Origin of the sequence: Ekhidna lutea (genome assembly GCF_900188325.1) — a bacterium.
GTDB lineage: Bacteria > Bacteroidota > Bacteroidia > Cytophagales > Cyclobacteriaceae > Ekhidna > Ekhidna lutea.
In genome coordinates this window covers 811,809-827,573 of the sequence record NZ_FZPD01000002.1, presented here as the reverse complement: position 1 = coordinate 827,573, position 15,765 = coordinate 811,809, and the positions used below count along the sequence as shown (strand labels likewise).

At 38.9% G+C, this 15,765-nt stretch carries 18 protein-coding genes and 2 tRNA genes; 15 read left to right on the top strand and 5 right to left on the bottom strand.

Going from position 1 to position 15,765, the window contains the following annotated elements; genetic code table 11:
- Position 1 precedes the first annotated feature (1 nt).
- On the bottom strand, positions 2-1,150 hold the full coding sequence (locus tag CHB71_RS07490) for an exo-beta-N-acetylmuramidase NamZ family protein (RefSeq protein WP_089356269.1): 1,149 nt from the start codon (positions 1,148-1,150) through the stop codon (positions 2-4).
- 5 nt (positions 1,151-1,155) lie between these two features.
- Here CHB71_RS07490 and CHB71_RS07485 point away from each other — a divergent pair, with 5 nt between their 5' ends.
- Positions 1,156-2,430, top strand: a complete 1,275-nt coding sequence (locus CHB71_RS07485; RefSeq protein ID WP_245811230.1) for an ABC transporter permease — start codon at positions 1,156-1,158, stop codon at positions 2,428-2,430.
- Positions 2,431-2,439: 9 nt separating this feature from the next.
- On the opposite strand, the gene CHB71_RS07480 is transcribed toward CHB71_RS07485, so the two are convergent.
- Complete coding sequence (locus CHB71_RS07480; protein WP_089356267.1) at positions 2,440-3,174, bottom strand: polyprenol monophosphomannose synthase; 735 nt, start codon at positions 3,172-3,174, stop codon at positions 2,440-2,442.
- An 83-nt stretch (positions 3,175-3,257) separates the two neighbouring features.
- Positions 3,258-4,643, bottom strand: a complete 1,386-nt coding sequence (locus CHB71_RS07475; protein ID WP_089356266.1) for a type III PLP-dependent enzyme domain-containing protein — start codon at positions 4,641-4,643, stop codon at positions 3,258-3,260.
- A gap of 172 nt (positions 4,644-4,815) precedes the next feature.
- On the opposite strand from CHB71_RS07475, the gene CHB71_RS07470 reads away from it, so the two are divergent.
- The 7 genes from CHB71_RS07470 (at position 4,816) to CHB71_RS07440 (ending at position 10,805) form a co-directional block, all read left to right on the top strand.
- Positions 4,816-5,730, top strand: coding sequence for a dimethylarginine dimethylaminohydrolase family protein (locus CHB71_RS07470; RefSeq protein ID WP_089356265.1), 915 nt, complete (start codon positions 4,816-4,818; stop codon positions 5,728-5,730).
- A complete protein-coding gene (gene ctlX, locus CHB71_RS07465) occupies positions 5,723-6,658 on the top strand; it encodes a citrulline utilization hydrolase CtlX (protein WP_221406683.1) in 936 nt (311 codons plus the stop codon). Before CHB71_RS07470 ends, ctlX begins: the two co-directional genes overlap by 8 nt.
- Positions 6,659-6,669: 11 nt before the next feature.
- Positions 6,670-8,454 (top strand): arginine--tRNA ligase, encoded by a 1,785-nt coding sequence (gene argS, locus CHB71_RS07460; protein ID WP_089356264.1) that lies wholly within the window; start codon positions 6,670-6,672, stop codon positions 8,452-8,454.
- 18 nt (positions 8,455-8,472) lie between these two features.
- On the top strand, positions 8,473-8,694 hold the full coding sequence (locus tag CHB71_RS07455; RefSeq protein ID WP_089356263.1) for a hypothetical protein: 222 nt from the start codon (positions 8,473-8,475) through the stop codon (positions 8,692-8,694).
- A 9-nt stretch (positions 8,695-8,703) separates the two neighbouring features.
- Positions 8,704-9,003, top strand: a complete 300-nt coding sequence (locus tag CHB71_RS19200) for a type II toxin-antitoxin system RelE/ParE family toxin (protein WP_089356262.1) — start codon at positions 8,704-8,706, stop codon at positions 9,001-9,003.
- A complete protein-coding gene (menA, locus tag CHB71_RS07445; RefSeq protein ID WP_089356261.1) occupies positions 9,000-9,881 on the top strand; it encodes a 1,4-dihydroxy-2-naphthoate octaprenyltransferase in 882 nt (293 codons plus the stop codon). The genes CHB71_RS19200 and menA overlap by 4 nt, the downstream gene beginning before the upstream one ends.
- A gap of 75 nt (positions 9,882-9,956) precedes the next feature.
- Positions 9,957-10,805, top strand: a complete 849-nt coding sequence (locus CHB71_RS07440; RefSeq protein WP_089356260.1) for a universal stress protein — start codon at positions 9,957-9,959, stop codon at positions 10,803-10,805.
- 258 nt (positions 10,806-11,063) lie between these two features.
- Here the strand turns inward: CHB71_RS07440 and CHB71_RS07435 are convergent.
- Positions 11,064-11,138 (bottom strand) — tRNA-Pro (locus tag CHB71_RS07435).
- Positions 11,139-11,348: 210 nt separating this feature from the next.
- Here CHB71_RS07435 and CHB71_RS07430 point away from each other — a divergent pair.
- Genes CHB71_RS07430 through CHB71_RS07415 form a run of 4 tightly spaced genes read left to right on the top strand, consistent with a single transcriptional unit; the run spans position 11,349 to position 13,006 of the window.
- Positions 11,349-11,651, top strand: coding sequence for a hypothetical protein (locus tag CHB71_RS07430; protein ID WP_089356259.1), 303 nt, complete (start codon positions 11,349-11,351; stop codon positions 11,649-11,651).
- Positions 11,652-11,656: 5 nt separating this feature from the next.
- Positions 11,657-12,295 carry a pyridoxamine 5'-phosphate oxidase family protein gene (locus CHB71_RS07425; RefSeq protein WP_089356258.1) on the top strand — a complete coding sequence of 213 codons (639 nt, stop codon included), beginning with the start codon at positions 11,657-11,659 and terminating at the stop codon, positions 12,293-12,295.
- A complete protein-coding gene (locus tag CHB71_RS07420; protein WP_179213335.1) occupies positions 12,282-12,581 on the top strand; it encodes a GNAT family N-acetyltransferase in 300 nt (99 codons plus the stop codon). The genes CHB71_RS07425 and CHB71_RS07420 overlap by 14 nt, the downstream gene beginning before the upstream one ends.
- Before the next feature lie 2 nt (positions 12,582-12,583).
- Positions 12,584-13,006, top strand: coding sequence for a (4Fe-4S)-binding protein (locus tag CHB71_RS07415; protein WP_089356256.1), 423 nt, complete (start codon positions 12,584-12,586; stop codon positions 13,004-13,006).
- A 63-nt stretch (positions 13,007-13,069) separates the two neighbouring features.
- On the opposite strand, the gene CHB71_RS07410 is transcribed toward CHB71_RS07415, so the two are convergent.
- Positions 13,070-13,143: transfer RNA gene (locus CHB71_RS07410), tRNA-Met, on the bottom strand.
- A 144-nt stretch (positions 13,144-13,287) separates the two neighbouring features.
- Between CHB71_RS07410 and CHB71_RS07405 the strand changes: the two genes are divergently transcribed.
- The 3 genes from CHB71_RS07405 to rpsO are packed head-to-tail and all read left to right on the top strand — an operon-like array spanning position 13,288 to position 15,713.
- Positions 13,288-13,674, top strand: a complete 387-nt coding sequence (locus tag CHB71_RS07405; RefSeq protein WP_089356255.1) for an START-like domain-containing protein — start codon at positions 13,288-13,290, stop codon at positions 13,672-13,674.
- Between the two features lie 48 nt (positions 13,675-13,722).
- Positions 13,723-15,408, top strand: coding sequence for an LptF/LptG family permease (locus CHB71_RS07400; protein ID WP_089356254.1), 1,686 nt, complete (start codon positions 13,723-13,725; stop codon positions 15,406-15,408).
- Positions 15,409-15,446: 38 nt separating this feature from the next.
- Positions 15,447-15,713 carry a 30S ribosomal protein S15 gene (rpsO, locus tag CHB71_RS07395; protein ID WP_089356253.1) on the top strand — a complete coding sequence of 89 codons (267 nt, stop codon included), beginning with the start codon at positions 15,447-15,449 and terminating at the stop codon, positions 15,711-15,713.
- Positions 15,714-15,765: the final 52 nt, after the last annotated feature.

Sequence of the window (15,765 nt, the reverse complement as noted above, 5' to 3'; positions counted from 1 at the left end):
CTTATTCGTATAACAAGTACTTTTTTCTACTCAATTTAAATTCTAAAAGTGCAGGTTCCCATGATTGACGTATCTGCGCTTCAGTCTGTCCTTCTTCTATTTGTTTTTGAAGCAAATTAGTTCCAGCCAATCGTTTAAAATAATCATTAAAGAAATCATCCTTGCCCATCTGCTGATAAGCTTTAATGAGAGGTTGAAGTGAAAACGAGTACTGAGGTGATTGACCAACCCATGATCGACCAAAACATTTTTGATCCTCATAAGGAGGCCATTTTGCCCCCTCATTTGGGGTCGGGATGAAGTAATGCATGGTATCAGGATATTCGGGATGCCCTATTTGCTGAAACGGATGTTCTGTTCCTCGTCCAACAGACATGATGGTTCCTTCAAATAAACATAAGCTTGGATATAAGGAAATACTCAAATCATTAGGCAGGTTAGGAGAGGGGTTGACGGGAAGCGAATAGATTTGGCTATGAGACCAGTTTTTAATCTTTATTACAGATAAGTCCACTTTGATTCCATTTGCTAGCCAACCTTCACTGTTAATCATTTGAGCCAGTTCACCGACGGTCATTCCATGAATAATGGGGATGGGGTGCATTCCGACAAATGATCTGTATGCAGTGTCTAAAACCGGACCGTCAACATAGCTTCCATTCGGGTTGGGCCTGTCAAGTATAATGACTTGAATATCGTTTTCTGCACATGCTTCCATCACATAGTGCATCGTACTGATGTATGTGTAAAACCGGGCACCAACATCTTGAATATCGAAGATCATGACTTCAATATTTGCTAACTGAGCTTCTGTAGGCTTTTTGTTCTTGCCATATAAGGAGACCAACTCAAAAGAAGCTTCAGAACTATCATATTCTACCTTCTCACCATCACTTAGTGTCCCTGTAAATCCATGTTCCGGTGTGAATACCTTGACAATATTTATTTGTTGTGACTGTAAGGTGTCCGTTAGATGTTTAGTGCCTATCAATGAGCTATGGTTAACCGTAAGGCCTACTTTTTTATCCTTTATTAGCGGAAGGTAGCTTTCAAGCTGATAAGCTCCTGGTAAAATGTCTGGAGCCTGTTCCTGTGTCTGACTTAGGCAGCTGGTAAAAGTGATAACAGATATAAGTAAAAGCTTTTGCATATTAAATGCCCAAGATAGCTTGTTCTTACAGTATTGAAAACCCTATTTTGCAAGGCAAACGCATGAATCTTCCATTTCTCATATCCAAACGTATTTCGAAAGAAGCAGCCGGCTCATTTTCGAATATCATTAACCGAATTGCGGTCATTAGCATTGCGCTGGGGTTGGCGGTATTAATGCTGGCTTTTATGGTGCTATATGGATTCAAAAAAGAGATAAAGGGTAAAATATTCAGCTTTAGCGGCCACCTGATTGTCAGCAAGTATACGCTTTCAACATCTTTCGAAGAGTCGTCGATCACTATCACAGATTCATTGATTCATAAGTTAAAGTCATACCCATTAACTGAGCGGGTACAGCCTTACGCAATGAAAGCGGCATTGTTGAAAACTGAAGAAGAAGTTCAGGGAGTGATTGTGAAAGGAGTGGATGAATCCTTTGATTCTGTTGGATTTAGCAAACATATGGTAGAAGGTAGATTGCCTGATTTATCAAAGAAGGATTATTCTACGGAGGTAGCATTGAGTAAGCGGGTATCCAACTATTTAGAGTTGAGTGTCAATGATGAAGTGCTTATTTATTTTGTGCAAAATCCGCCGAGATTCAGACGACTTCAAATCACCGGTATATACGAAACAGGATTAGAGGAATTTGACGAGAAAATAATCCTTGGGGATCTGGATCTTGTCCGTCGGATAAACAATTGGTCGGATTCTACAGCTGGGGGAATTGAGGTTTTTATATCGGATATAGATAAGCTGGAGCAAGCGGAAACAGACCTCCATAACGCAGTAGATATTGATTTGTATGTAGATAAAGTTACAGACAAGTATCGCGAGAATTTTCAATGGTTAAGTATGCTGGATAGAAACGTGGTAATACTTCTTACCATTATACTGTTTGTGTCGGGTACCAGCATTATCTCCATCCTGCTAATCTTAATTATGGAGCGGACGCAGATGATAGGTGCCCTAAAGTCCATTGGAGCTACGAATCGTTTGATCAGACGAGTGTTTGTTCTTAATGGATTGAGATTAATAGTTCAGGGACTTATCTGGGGCAATTTGATTGGGTTGTCTTTGGGGTTGATGCAGTACTATCTGAAAATTATTCCTTTGGATCAGGCTAATTATTATATGTCACATGTCCCAATTGTGATTGATCCTTGGACAATTATTGGATTAAACCTTCTGGTTTTGAGTTTGATTGGTGTTACGCTACTTATTCCGGTAGCTATTATTTCACGGATTAGTCCGGTTAAGGCAATCCGTTTTGATTAGGAGAATGGTCTAACTGACCGGTTCATATTTTTTAAACAGGCTTTTGATTTTCATTTGAAGCACGCCGAAAACTGCTTCTTTGAAAATTCCTTTTGACATCTTAGATACACCCTTGGTTCTGTCTGTAAATATGATTGGTACTTCTACGATCTTAAAACCATGTTTCCAGGCATTAAACTTCATTTCTATTTGAAAGGCGTAACCGATGAAGTGAATTTTGTTGAGGTTTAGCTTCTCAAATACTCTTCTGTGATAGCATTTGAAGCCGGCCGTACTGTCCTTAAATGGCATGCCGGTAATGATACGTACATAAAAGCTGGCAAAGTAACTCATTAGCACTCTGCCCATAGGCCAGTTCACTACGTTTACACCAGTGATATATCTACTGCCAATGGCAACATCCGCACCTTTTTCACAAGCATCAATTAACCTAACTAAATCACATGGATTATGGGAAAAATCAGCATCCATTTCGCAGATGTAATCATACCCTTTCTCAATTGCCCATTTGAAACCGGTGATATATGCAGTGCCAAGTCCCAATTTACCTTCTCTTTCAATCATGAAAACCTGACCGGGTCGAGCTTCCATTTCTTCCTTAACAATGGATGCTGTCCCATCAGGGGAACCATCATCTACAACCAAAATATTGAACGCAGGTGTGATGGATATCACGGTGCGAATGATCTCGCGGATATTTTCTCGTTCGTTATAGGTCGGTATGACCACTAAGTTTTTTGGCATAGATGTCTTAACTGAATATCAAAAATAGCCTAAAAGCTTTACGATTAGGAAGGTTTTGTGTTAGGAGTGAATTTAATTATTAATCAATACCCTAATATTTTCATCATAGCATCGCTTCGTTGCTCTTGAGCGAAAAGTTCGTGGGTGATTTTGCCATTCTCGTCCCGGTCAATGATGATATGTTTGGGTGCCGGAATCAGACAGTGTTGTATGCCGCCATATCCGCCTAAAGATTCCTGATAAGCTCCTGTATGAAAGAATCCGAAATAAAGGGTTTCTTTTTCATCATACTGTGGTAAGAAGACTTCCCCAATATGTGCTTCAGAGTCGTAATAATCCTGACTATCGCAAGTAAGTCCACCGAGGTTTACGCGGTGGTAAGGACTCTTCCAATGATTTACCGGAAGCATGATATACTTTTGATTTAATCCCCAAACATCCGGCATATGAGTGATAAACGAGCCATCCATCATGTACCAAAGCTCCTTATCGTTCTGAAGTTTTTGATCCAAAACAGAGTAGATGGTTGCTCCACTTTCTCCTACCGTGAAACTGCCAAACTCCGTGAATATGTTAGGGACAGGAACATGGTTTTTCTTACAAATCCATTGAATATTTTCAATGATTTGCTCAGCCATGTATGGATAATCATACTCAAAGTGAAGTGAATTCTTAATAGGAAATCCCCCACCTATGTCAACCGTGTCAAGCTCAGGACAGATTTTTTTTAACTCACAATATTTGTAAATAAAGCGGCTTAATTCACTCCAATAATAAGCCGTGTCCTTAATTCCAGTATTAATGAAAAAATGGAGCATTTTAAGCTTGGCTTTCGAGTCTTTGATTTGCTCTTTGTAGTAGGGCAGTATATCCCCATATCGAATGCCAAGTCTGGATGTGTAGAAGGCAAAATTAGGCTCTTCGTCTGCTGCGATCCTGATACCAATTTGAAAATCACCTGCTACTTTTTCTTTATAGTGATTCAGCTCATTTAAGTTATCAAGAATGGGAATGCAGTTTTTATACCCTTCATTAAGTAGGGCTGAAACTTCCTGCAGATATAATGGACGTTTAAATCCATTGCAGATAATATAATGATCCTTCGTAAGTTTTCCGGCCTTTAACATACTCCGAACTATGGGTATGTCATAGGCAGATGAAGTTTCTATATGGGCATTGCTTGATAAAGCCTCTTCTACGACAAACCGAAAGTGTGAACTTTTGGTGCAATAGGCGTAGGTGTATGACCCTTCATATTTATGTTTTTTGATGGCATCATTAAAAATCTGATACGCATATTTTATGTTTTGCTCGATCTTAGGTAGATAACTCAGTTTCAGTGGAGTTCCATATTCCTTGATGATATCCATCAGGTTTACTCCATGAAAGTGAAGGTTGTCTTTCTCTACTTTAAATTCAGGCGTAGGGAAGTAGAAGGTTTGATCAATCAGATCGGCATATTTTCTCATTGGCTCACTGGAAATTCGATGCAATTATCCGTTAAATTCAGGATTCTTAAAAAGAAATTGCTTTAGGATTTAAGAAATATGAATTAAGGTGGAATCTGTTTTGAATCCTTGTGGTTGGATTACCATAAGCTTGACTATTCAGATTAATTTTGCATGAATTTTTCAAAACAGAATGATCACCGTAAAAATTTTAGACGAAACAGCACCCCTCGAAGCGGTAATCCTCGGAACTGCGGATAGTATGGGTGACACCCCGGAAATTGAAAAGACTTATGATCCAAAGTCAAAAGAGCACATTTTAGCTGGCACTTTTCCTAAAGAGGTAGACCTAATAGATGAGATGTCAGAAGTTGCCACCGTTTTAGAGAAACATGGTGTTAAGGTTTATCGCCCAAAAAGCATTGAAAACCTAAACCAGATATTTGCGAGAGATATCGCCTTTGTTATCGATGACAAGCTGGTAGTTCCCTGTGTAACACCTGAGCGAAAACTGGAGTCAGATGGCATTCAATATGTCATTGATGAAGTAGAAAACGTTTTGTTGCCGGATGAGCATGAACGAATGGAAGGTGGAGACATCATGCCTTGGAGGGATCATATTTTTGTTGGCTATTCAAAAGCCGATGACTTTGAAAAATACAAAGTATCGAGAACCAATGAGGCGGCTGTTGAATATTTAAAAAAGGCATTTCCTGATTTTACTGTAAAAGCTTTTGAGCTAAAAAAATCAGATGATGATGCAAAAGAAAATGCACTACACCTGGATTGTTGTTTTCAGCCGGTTGGCAAAGACAAAGCGGTTATTTATCGCGGAGGATTTAAAAACGAGGAAGACGCAGAATTTTTAGTGAAATTCTTTGGCGAACAGAATGTTTTCGAAATCACCAAAGAAGAGATGTATGAGATGAATTCTAACTTCTTCTCCATCAGTCCTGAAGTTGTGATTTCAGACAGCAGTTTTAAACGACTTAATGATCAGTTTAGGAAATGGGGAATAAGAGTTGAAGAAGTAAAATACAGGGAGACGGCTAAAATGGAAGGATTGCTCCGATGTTCTACCATGCCATTAAGAAGAAAATATGACTAAGCAGATTACAAATAATATCATGATGATCCGTCCGGTTGCTTTTCATATGAACGAGCAAACGGCTGTGAATAATTACTATCAGAAAAATGCTGAGGGGGTAACACCTGAAGATATTCAGAAGGAAGCCCTACAGCAATTTGATGCTTTTGTTGAAAAACTAAGAGCAGAAGGAGTAAATGTTACTGTATTTGATGACACAAAAGACCCTTCCACTCCGGATTCAATCTTTCCCAACAATTGGATTTCGTTTCATCAGGATGGAGTGATTAGACTGTATCCAATGTATGCAGAAAATCGAAGGTTGGAGCGAAGGAATGATATCATTGAAGGTTTGAAACAGTCTTTTAAAATTGATGAGGTAATCAGTTTCACCAATTGGGAAGAAAAAAGTGCCTACCTGGAAGGGACTGGAAGCTTGCTATTGGATCGCCAGAATAAAATTGCCTATGCAGCAGTTTCAGAGCGCACCATGCCAAATGTCCTCGAGGACTTTTGTGATGAAGCCGGTTTTGATCCGGTTACTTTTCATGCGCTTCAAACAGTTGAAGGGAAAAGATTGCCAATCTATCATACCAATGTGATGATGTGTCTGGGAGAAGCATTCGCAGTTGTTTGTCTGGATAGTATCGACGATTTGGAAGAGCGTGAAAACCTGGTTGAAACTTTAGAGGAGACGGATAAAGAAATCATCGAGATTTCAGAGGAACAGAAAGAGCAGTTTGCTGGAAATATGCTTCAGGTGCTTGGCAAAGATGACCAACGATTAGTCGTGATGTCATCAGCTGCTTTCTATTCGTTGAATGACGACCAAAAAGCACAACTTTCTAAGCACGGCAAGCTGGTCCATAGTGACATTAATACCATCGAAAAATTGGGTGGAGGTAGTGCCCGCTGCATGATGGCAGAAATTTTTAATCCAAAGAAATAGAACCAGGCAAAATGCTGGAACAAAAATTACAAGAAGCGATTTCCAAGGCTTTTGCTAGCCTTTACGATTACCAATTAAATAGTGATCAAATAGGGCTACATCCGACACGAAAGGAATTTGAAGGATCCTATACTTTCGTAGTGTTTCCATACCTGAAAGTCGCGAAAGGCAAGCCTGAAGAGGTTGGTGCACAGATTGGTGAATGGCTCAAAGAGAATCTTGATTTTATCAAGGCATTTAATGTAGTAAAAGGCTTCTTAAATCTGGAAGTGACAGATCAGTCCTGGACTAAAGAATTACATACCATCGCTGTTGATGAAAGCTACATTAAGTTGCCAGCCAATGGGCAGAAAGTGATGGTGGAGTTTTCATCACCAAACACAAATAAACCACTACACCTTGGCCATCTTAGAAATAACTTTCTTGGTGATTCTGCTTCACGAATCCTGGCAGCAAATGGTTATGATGTAAAAAAGGTAAACCTGGTTAACGATCGGGGAGTCCACATTTGCAAGTCCATGCTGGCTTATCAAAAAATGGGCAATGGGGAAACTCCGGAAAGCTCCGGTCTGAAAGGAGATCATCTGATCGGGAAGTACTACGTAAAGTTTGATCAACTTTATAAGGAAGAAATTAATACCCTGGTACATCAAGGGTTAGATCCAGAGAAAGCTAAGAAAGAAGCACCTTCTATTAAAGAAGCTCAGGAGATGCTCCAGAAGTGGGAAAATGGAGATAAGGAAACGGTTGAGCTTTGGGAGACGATGAACAATTGGGTCTATGAAGGTTTTGATAAAACCTACGAGACCATGGGTATCCATTTTGATACGATGTATAAGGAATCAAATACCTACCTGCTTGGTAAGGAACTTGTAGAAGAGGGTCTTAAAAAAGGTGTATTCTTCAAAAAAGAAAATGGTTCTGTATGGGTTGACCTTACAGATGAAGGAATGGATGAGAAACTCGTCCTACGGGCTGATGGAACGGCGGTATATATGACGCAAGACATGGGAACCTGTGATATGAAGCACCAGGATTTCCCTTTTGATAAATCGGTGTTTGTTGTAGGGAATGAACAGGACTATCACTTCAAGGTGCTGTTCGCCATTATGAAAAAAATAGGCAGAACTTATGCTGAGGGTCTCTACCATTTATCCTATGGGATGGTAGATCTTCCAACAGGCAAAATGAAGTCTCGCGAAGGAACAGTAGTTGATGCGGACGATTTACTGCAGGAGATGTTTGATACCGCAGAGAGACATACGAAGGAGCTAGGTAAGATCGAGGGAATGGAGCCATCAGAAGCACAAGAGCTGTATAGAATGCTTGGACTGGGGGCTTTGAAATACTTTTTGCTAAAAGTTGATCCAAAGAAGCGAATGCTCTTTAACCCGCAAGAGTCGATCGAGTTTCAGGGTCATACCGGACCATTTGTTCAGTATACCCATGCCCGAATTTCAGCTATTTTACGAAGAGCAAAATCACTTGAGGTGGATACTTCTTTTGATACCGAAAAAGTAGGCGATCTGAGTAAACGTGAAGTTGATTTGATTTATAAAATCACTGAATATAAGAAAGCACTACAGGAAGCAGCAAAAGAACTTTCACCAGCAATCATCGCTCAGTATGTTTATGACTTGGCGAAAGAGTATAATGGGTTTTATCAGGAGGTGCCGATCTTCAACGAAGAGAATAAAGATAAACTGGGATTTCGAATTGCGCTTTCTTCAGTAACAGCCAAACTCATCAAGGAAAGTATGAGTTTATTAGGTATAGAAGTACCGGAAAGGATGTAATTCGCTAACTTTAATTACATGAGCATTTCAGATTTAAAGTTGAACCTTCATAAAATCATTGATGAAGAAACAGATGTTTCCAGGTTAGAAGCCATTTTTCAAATTTTAAATGACACAGGAACAACAGAAAATCGATTATCTCTGGAGGAGTACAACAATATAATCGATTCGGGAAGAAAACAAATTCGTGAAGGTAAATTCAAGACTCACGATCAGGTTAAAAACATTCTTAATATATAATATTTAGTCTTGAATCAATACAGGGTTCTTTGGTCGGAAAATGCTATTTCTTCGCTTCAATCAATAAAGGACTTTATTGCTCAAGATTCCTCGCAGGCAGCTTTAAAAGTTGTTCATTCTATTTTCGAATCAGTAGAAAGCCTTGCAATCCACCCCAACCGATTTCAATTGGATGAATTTTTTGAAAATAATCCAGGTACGATTAGGAGGTTTTTTAAATGGAACTATCGAATTATATATGAAGTCAGAGATAGTCGAGTTGAAATTATTGATATTATACATACGAGCAGAGAACCACATAAAAAATGAACCCCTGGATCAAAGCATTTCGGTTAAGAACACTGCCTCTGGCCCTCTCAGGCTGGTTGGTCGGAATATCAATAGCTTCTAATTACACACAAGTAAACTGGCCAGTTGCCGTACTTACATTACTAACCGCTTTTCTACTTCAAATATTATCCAATCTAGCAAACGATTATGGTGATGCAAGTTCAGGCGTAGATAGTCAACGAACAGGAGAGGAGCGGATGGTCCATACAGGTCAGATTACATCAAATGCAATGCGAAATGCGATCGTTGTGTTTTCGGCATTATCATTTATCTCAGGCTCATTGTTGCTTTATATTTCTTTTCCAGGTGAATGGATGAATGCCCTGATTTTTATGATTATAGGTATTATTGGGATAGCTGCTGCAATCAAATATACGGTTGGTAAGAACCCATACGGATATGCTGGTTTTGGAGATTTGTTTGTTTTTATTTTTTTTGGAATAGTCTTGGTTTTTGGGTCCTACTTCTTGCAAACACAATATTTTGATTGGCAGGTACTATTACCAGCTGCATCTATTGGGCTTTTCAGTGTAGGGGTGCTGAATGTAAATAACATTCGAGATATAGAAACAGACAAAGCAGCCGGCAAACATTCAATCCCAGTTCGGATCGGAAGAGAGAGAGCAGTTAATTACCACCGAATATTGCTAATGCTGGGAATGCTGCTGAGCATTGCATATGTGAACATCAATTATAGCTCTTGGCATGAATTGTTGTTTGTTATTGTTGGAATTCTTCTCCTGGCAAACATAAAAGCGGTTGCAAATAAGCCTTCGAGTGAACTGGATCCACACCTCAAACAGATGGCACTTTCCACATTACTATTTGCTCTTCTTTTTTCCTTAGGGCAATGGTGATAACCCTTTCTTAAATTTCCTGAAACATATCCGTTCATTTTTTGATTATATTGGAGTACAAAACATCCAATCATAATGAAGAAAATATTAGTTCCTTACGATTTTTCAAAAGTATCAGAGCATGCACTCGATTTTGCCTGCCAAATTGCTGATAAAGCAGATAGCGATATAATGCTACTAAATGTAATAGAACATCCAACGGCTGACTCCTTTAAAACATTGGGTATGCAAAATATAGATCCGATGGAGCAGTTGTACATAAAAAAAATGTACGAAACAACTCAGAATAAGCTTGCTGATGTTGTTTTCAAGGCCAAGTATGCTGATGATCGTATCGCAACAAAAATACAGCTTGGTAATCCGTTCAAAACTATTATCGACCAGATAACAGAAGAAAAAGTTAGCTTGCTGGTAGTCGGGACTGAAGGCTCTGAAGGTCTAAATGAATTCTTTGTAGGGTCTAATGCAGAAAAGATTGTAAGAAAAGCAACATGTCCTGTAATTACAGTACAGGATAAGTGCGAAATAGAGCCAATTGAAAAAATCGTATTTGCGTCAGACTTCCAGCACACCGATGATGAATTTATAGGGCAGCTACTGGATCTTCAGCGTAAGTTCGAGGCTCAATTGAACATTGTAAAAATCAATACCCCTGCGAGTTTCACCTCCACGAGACACGATACGAAGCAGATGGAAGATTTTGTTAAGAAATATAGCATAGAGAATTATACTATTGACATCTATAACTACAAGAATGAAGAAGATGGCATAATTCTGTATGCAGAAGATATAAAAGCTGATATGATAGCCTTAGGTACGCACCAGCGTAAAGGAGTCGGCCATTTTCTTGCTGGTAGTATTGCAGAGGATGTGGTTAACCATTCACAATTCCCTGTTTGGACGGCACACCTTAAGGATGACTAATGAAATTGGAAAAACAATTCCTAATCGTTTTTTCCATGAGCCTCTGTTTTGCAGAGGCTCAATTTTTTTAGCCTGTAGCCAAACATCATTCCAGAGGTCAGGATTTATCTATTGTGCTTGTGGATGATAAGGTTGTGAGGTAAATCAATGTTTGGGTAGAAGGTAACCAACCGTGTTAAAACTAAGAAAAACTAAACAGTCAAACTAAACAGTAAAAAATAAAACCGCCTTCACATTAAGTAAAGGCGGTTTATCTTGTCGGGGTGGCAGGATTCGAACCTGCGACCCCCTGCTCCCAAAGCAGGTACACTAACCGGACTGTGCTACACCCCGAACAATAAATTCCATTCTGAAATGGAGCTCCGTTCCGAAAACGGAACGCAAATGTAGAAATTCAAATTTTAAAATTCAGCATGGATTGTAATTTTTTTAAAGGAAATGGAAAACTTCCTTAGAACACCTTTGATCTTAGCTTTATCATGTTTGTTTAAAGCATTTTCTTTTACTTTTATATCCATACTTCAATCATTTAATAATCAAACTATGAAAAAGATTAAATACTTCGCCTTCGTATGTATTCTGGGACTTAGCTCACTTTCAGCAACTGCTGCCGAGACTGATCCTGTGAAGACTAACCCTCAGGAAAGAGTCGAGCAGTTGGAGAATAGAATTCAGCATATCTGGAAGATGGATTTTTCTGATATGGACAAAGAACAAAAGATGACATTGAAAATGGAGGTGAAAGAGATTAAAAGAGAATTGAAACAAAAAGGATTAGACAGTAAGGTTTCTATTTCTGTGGGTGCAATTATTATCATCCTATTATTGCTCATTTTGCTTACTTAAAAAATATGGCAAAAACTAAACCTTCACGCTACCCCAGCAGGGGGACTGAAGACAAAAAGACCTTACATCAAATTATTGATGAAGGTCTTTTTTGTACCATTGCTTTTGTACGTGATGGTGTACCTCATCAGATACCTACAGGTTATGCCAGAGTGGATGATGACATTTATATCCACGCTTCGGCAAAAAGCCATTTCATTCAGGGAATCATCGGACAGACAGTAAGTTTTTCTGTCACTCATCTGGATGCACTGATTTTGTCACCCACAGCATTTGATCATTCATTTAATTACCGATCAGTAATTGGATTTTCTAAGGTGGAAGAGATCACAGACCCAGCCGAGAAGCTAAAATTTTTCAACCTATTTACTGACCGCTACATTCCTGGTCGCATAGAAGATGTAGGTGTGCCCACTAATGAAGAGGTAAGCATTACTAAAATTGCTCGTCTTTCACTTAATAATGCAGCTGCCAAAGTTAGAACTGGAGATGTCAATGTTAAGATGGAGAAAGACGCACCCTGGTGCGGGGTTATACCACTGGAGTGGAAATATAGTGCTCCACAAATTGATAATCAGCTGGATAGAAGAAGAGAGCTACCGAACTACATAAAAAAACTAATTGATGGATTTGGCAAGCGTTAAAACTAAAAATAATGAGCCTGAAAGCAGGTTTGAAATTGTCCTGGATGGTGCAATTGCGTTTATTGATTATAAAGTAGGAAAGGGAGGAGGTGTTTATATGGTACATACTGAAGTACCTAAAGAATTTGAGGGACAAGGAGTTGGCCATAAATTAGTTAGGGAGTCACTCGAGATCATTGAAGAGAACGAATGTAAAATCGTTCCACTTTGTCCGTTCGTGAGATCCTTCCTGTTGGATAACCGATCAGACTATGAGCATTTGTTAGCTGAAAGAGCTAAATTGTAATTATGGCTGAGAAAGTAAAAGAATACGATAGTAAAGACCTGTCCGTAATTTGGAAACCAGAGAAATGCATTCACTCTGAAATTTGTTTTAAAGGATTGTCCAGTGTTTTCAACCCTAATGAAAGACCTTGGGTGAACGTAAATGGAGCGGAAGACAAAACGATCAAGGAACAGATCGATAGATGCCCTTCAGGTGCACTTTCGTATAAACTAAAAGACGTGCAAGCATCTGATGCAAAAATTGAAGATGAGCAAATAGTAGAAATCACTAGAGGTGGCCCTCTTATGATCTATGGCAACATCAAAGTGAAGCATCATGATGGGTCTGAAACCTCAAAGCATAGAGTCACAGCATTTTGTCGATGTGGGGCTTCTTCAAATAAACCCTTTTGTGACGGCAGTCATAAGAAGATTGATTTCGAGTAAACATCTTTAATCATCCAAGGATGATTGCTTAGAGATCATTGAAAGATGAAAATGATGAAAGAGTAGCGTGGAGGGGAGTTGAACCCCTGACCTCCGGGTTATGAATCCGACGCTCTAACCAACTGAGCTACCACGCCATTAATGACTTTTTTTTGATTAGCTTTTGGAAAGAATTCCGATGTACCTCTCAAAAAGGAACGCAAATCTATAAAAGATTTCTTTTCCGCCATCGGCTTGTTGGAAGAGATTTTTTTTTTACCTTATCAAAAATTTCACAGCGTATGGCAAAGTATCAATATGTCGGGGAGTTCGAATTTAATGCATCAAAGAAGATGCTCTACCCGTATTTCAGTACGGCATCTGGGTTGGCACAGTGGTTTGCCGATGATGTGAATATCAACAACGAGGATAAAGTTTACACCTTTATCTGGGATGGAGACGAAAGTAGAGCCAAACTCACCTCCAACAGAACCAATCATCATGTACGATTTGATGTCATAGATGAGGAGGATGACGACAATAACTACTTCGAGTTTAAAATAGAAATGAATGAACTAACCCAGTCTGTATATGTGCGCATCACCGACTACTCAGATATGGATGAAGAAGAAGCCAACGAACTTTGGGAGACCTTAATTCATGACCTCAAGGAGATTGTGGGAGGATAACAGTGGCACCTTTCTTGCTTTCGTCCAATTCTCTAATTTTGCAACCCTATGAGATTAAAAAAGTTGGACGTATTGATGCTGAGGTCTTTTGTTGGACCCCTTGTGCTAACCACGGCAGTTGCCAACTTCATACTTCTCATTCAGTACCTACTTAAATACTTTGATGATTTTGTAGGTAAAAACCTCGGATTCACAGTTTTCGCTGAGTTGCTTTTCTATTTTTCGTTAAACATGCTTCAGATTGCTCTTCCACTGGGAGTTCTGCTTGCATCGTTGATGACATTTGGAAACCTGGGTGAAAATTTTGAATTAACGGCCATCAAAAGTTCCGGGATTTCCCTACTCCGGACACTCAGGCCAATTTTTCTTTTTGTAGTTGGTCTATCTATCGGAGCTTATTTTTTTAACAACTACACCATACCAGCGGCTAATCTGAAGGCCTACAGTCTACTTTACGATATTAAGCACACCAAACCAGCCCTTGATATCAAGGCTGGGGCTTTTTACAATGGGATACCCAACTATAGCATCAAAGCAAAGGATAAACTTCCTGACGGTAAGACTTTATTGGATGTTATTATATATGATCATTCATTAGGAAGGGGGAATAAGACTGTGATATTGGCTGATTCCAGTCTCATGTATACGATCATGGACGATCGATATTTAAAGCTAGAAATGTATAACGGTCATTATTATTCAGAAGAACAAAAAACTGGTAGTAACGTAGATCGGTTTTATCGCACCGAATATGCCAGAATGGATATGGTATTTAGTCTGTCATCATTTGATCTTAAGAGAAGAAAAGAGGAGTTGTTTCAAAACAACCGGCAAATGAAAAACATCAGTGAGCTATCTCAAGATGTTGATTCATTTAAAATCATGGTTATAAAGCAAAAGGCCAATTTAATAACGGGTTCTCAGCGATACTTCCTTTATCATCTTCGTAATAAAGACCATATAAGAGAAAAATCTAAAGTTGATAAAGACTCTGTTTCAACAGAACAAGCAGACAATATGGTCGAAGCGTCTCTTATACCATTAAGGTTTTTCCAACAACAGAAACCTGCAAAAACGAAAATGGTCGATCAGGATTCAATTGAGAAAGTGAGAGAAGAACTTTTACTAAAAGAGGATGTTTTTTTAAAGAGAAAACCAGATGAAAAACCTCGAGCCGTGAATAGAGCATTTGGTAATAGGTTTGAGTTCGGAAGTGTGGATACTTTGAAATGGGTTCATCTTGACACCTACCTTGAAGGTAGACTGAAAAATAATAAACCAATTATATCCGACGCTTTAAATAAGGCTCGAAACGTGAAGGTCAATATTAATTCAGCTAAAACCAGACTTTATCAATATAAGAAGGATGTGAATCTGTACACTATTGAGATGCAAAAAAAGTATGCGCTGGCCCTGGCATGCATCTTAATGTTTTTGATAGGAGCACCTTTAGGAGCGATCATAAAAAAAGGTGGTTTGGGAGTGCCTACTATTTTAGCCATTTTCTTTTTCATTATTTATTACCTCTTCATGAGCATAGGTGAGAAGCAAGCTAAGGAAGGCGCGATGGATCCATACCTTGCCTCCTGGATGGCAGATATGATTCTTTTGCCATTTGGTTTATTCTTTTTAAGACAAGCCAGGGTAGATGCTCGCATTTTTGAGATCGACGCTTATCGTGTTGGGATAGAAAAGCTTAGGCGTAGATTTGCTAGGAATAAGAACAAAGCGTAAATTTGCGCTTCAATAAAAAGAGGAAGAAATTTTTCAGGATGTTAGCAAAAGAAAAAAAGGAAGAAATTTTTAAGGAATACGGTAAGTCTGCTACAGACACTGGGTCTGCAGAAGGTCAAATCGCATTGTTCACAACAAGAATCAATGATTTGACAGATCACCTTAAAACTCAGAAGAAAGACCATGCATCAAGATTAGGTCTTTTGAGACTGGTAGGTAAAAGAAGACGATTATTGGACTACCTACACAAAAATGATATCGAAAGATATCGTAGCATCATTGCGAAGCTTAAAATCAGAAAATAAATATTAAAGGGGATCAAATTTCTGATTCCCTTTTTTGATTATAAACACCAAG

Coding starts and splice junctions, on each gene's coding strand:
- CHB71_RS07490 (WP_089356269.1), bottom strand. CDS start 1,150: ATGCAAAAGCTTTTACTTATATCTGTTATCACTTTTACCAGCTGCCTA.
- CHB71_RS07485 (WP_245811230.1), top strand. CDS start 1,156: ATGCCCAAGATAGCTTGTTCTTACAGTATTGAAAACCCTATTTTGCAA.
- CHB71_RS07480 (WP_089356267.1), bottom strand. CDS start 3,174: ATGCCAAAAAACTTAGTGGTCATACCGACCTATAACGAACGAGAAAAT.
- CHB71_RS07475 (WP_089356266.1), bottom strand. CDS start 4,643: ATGAGAAAATATGCCGATCTGATTGATCAAACCTTCTACTTCCCTACG.
- CHB71_RS07470 (WP_089356265.1), top strand. CDS start 4,816: ATGATCACCGTAAAAATTTTAGACGAAACAGCACCCCTCGAAGCGGTA.
- ctlX (WP_221406683.1), top strand. CDS start 5,723: ATGACTAAGCAGATTACAAATAATATCATGATGATCCGTCCGGTTGCT.
- argS (WP_089356264.1), top strand. CDS start 6,670: ATGCTGGAACAAAAATTACAAGAAGCGATTTCCAAGGCTTTTGCTAGC.
- CHB71_RS07455 (WP_089356263.1), top strand. CDS start 8,473: ATGAGCATTTCAGATTTAAAGTTGAACCTTCATAAAATCATTGATGAA.
- menA (WP_089356261.1), top strand. CDS start 9,000: ATGAACCCCTGGATCAAAGCATTTCGGTTAAGAACACTGCCTCTGGCC.
- CHB71_RS07440 (WP_089356260.1), top strand. CDS start 9,957: ATGAAGAAAATATTAGTTCCTTACGATTTTTCAAAAGTATCAGAGCAT.
- CHB71_RS07430 (WP_089356259.1), top strand. CDS start 11,349: ATGAAAAAGATTAAATACTTCGCCTTCGTATGTATTCTGGGACTTAGC.
- CHB71_RS07425 (WP_089356258.1), top strand. CDS start 11,657: ATGGCAAAAACTAAACCTTCACGCTACCCCAGCAGGGGGACTGAAGAC.
- CHB71_RS07415 (WP_089356256.1), top strand. CDS start 12,584: ATGGCTGAGAAAGTAAAAGAATACGATAGTAAAGACCTGTCCGTAATT.
- CHB71_RS07405 (WP_089356255.1), top strand. CDS start 13,288: ATGGCAAAGTATCAATATGTCGGGGAGTTCGAATTTAATGCATCAAAG.
- CHB71_RS07400 (WP_089356254.1), top strand. CDS start 13,723: ATGAGATTAAAAAAGTTGGACGTATTGATGCTGAGGTCTTTTGTTGGA.
- rpsO (WP_089356253.1), top strand. CDS start 15,447: ATGTTAGCAAAAGAAAAAAAGGAAGAAATTTTTAAGGAATACGGTAAG.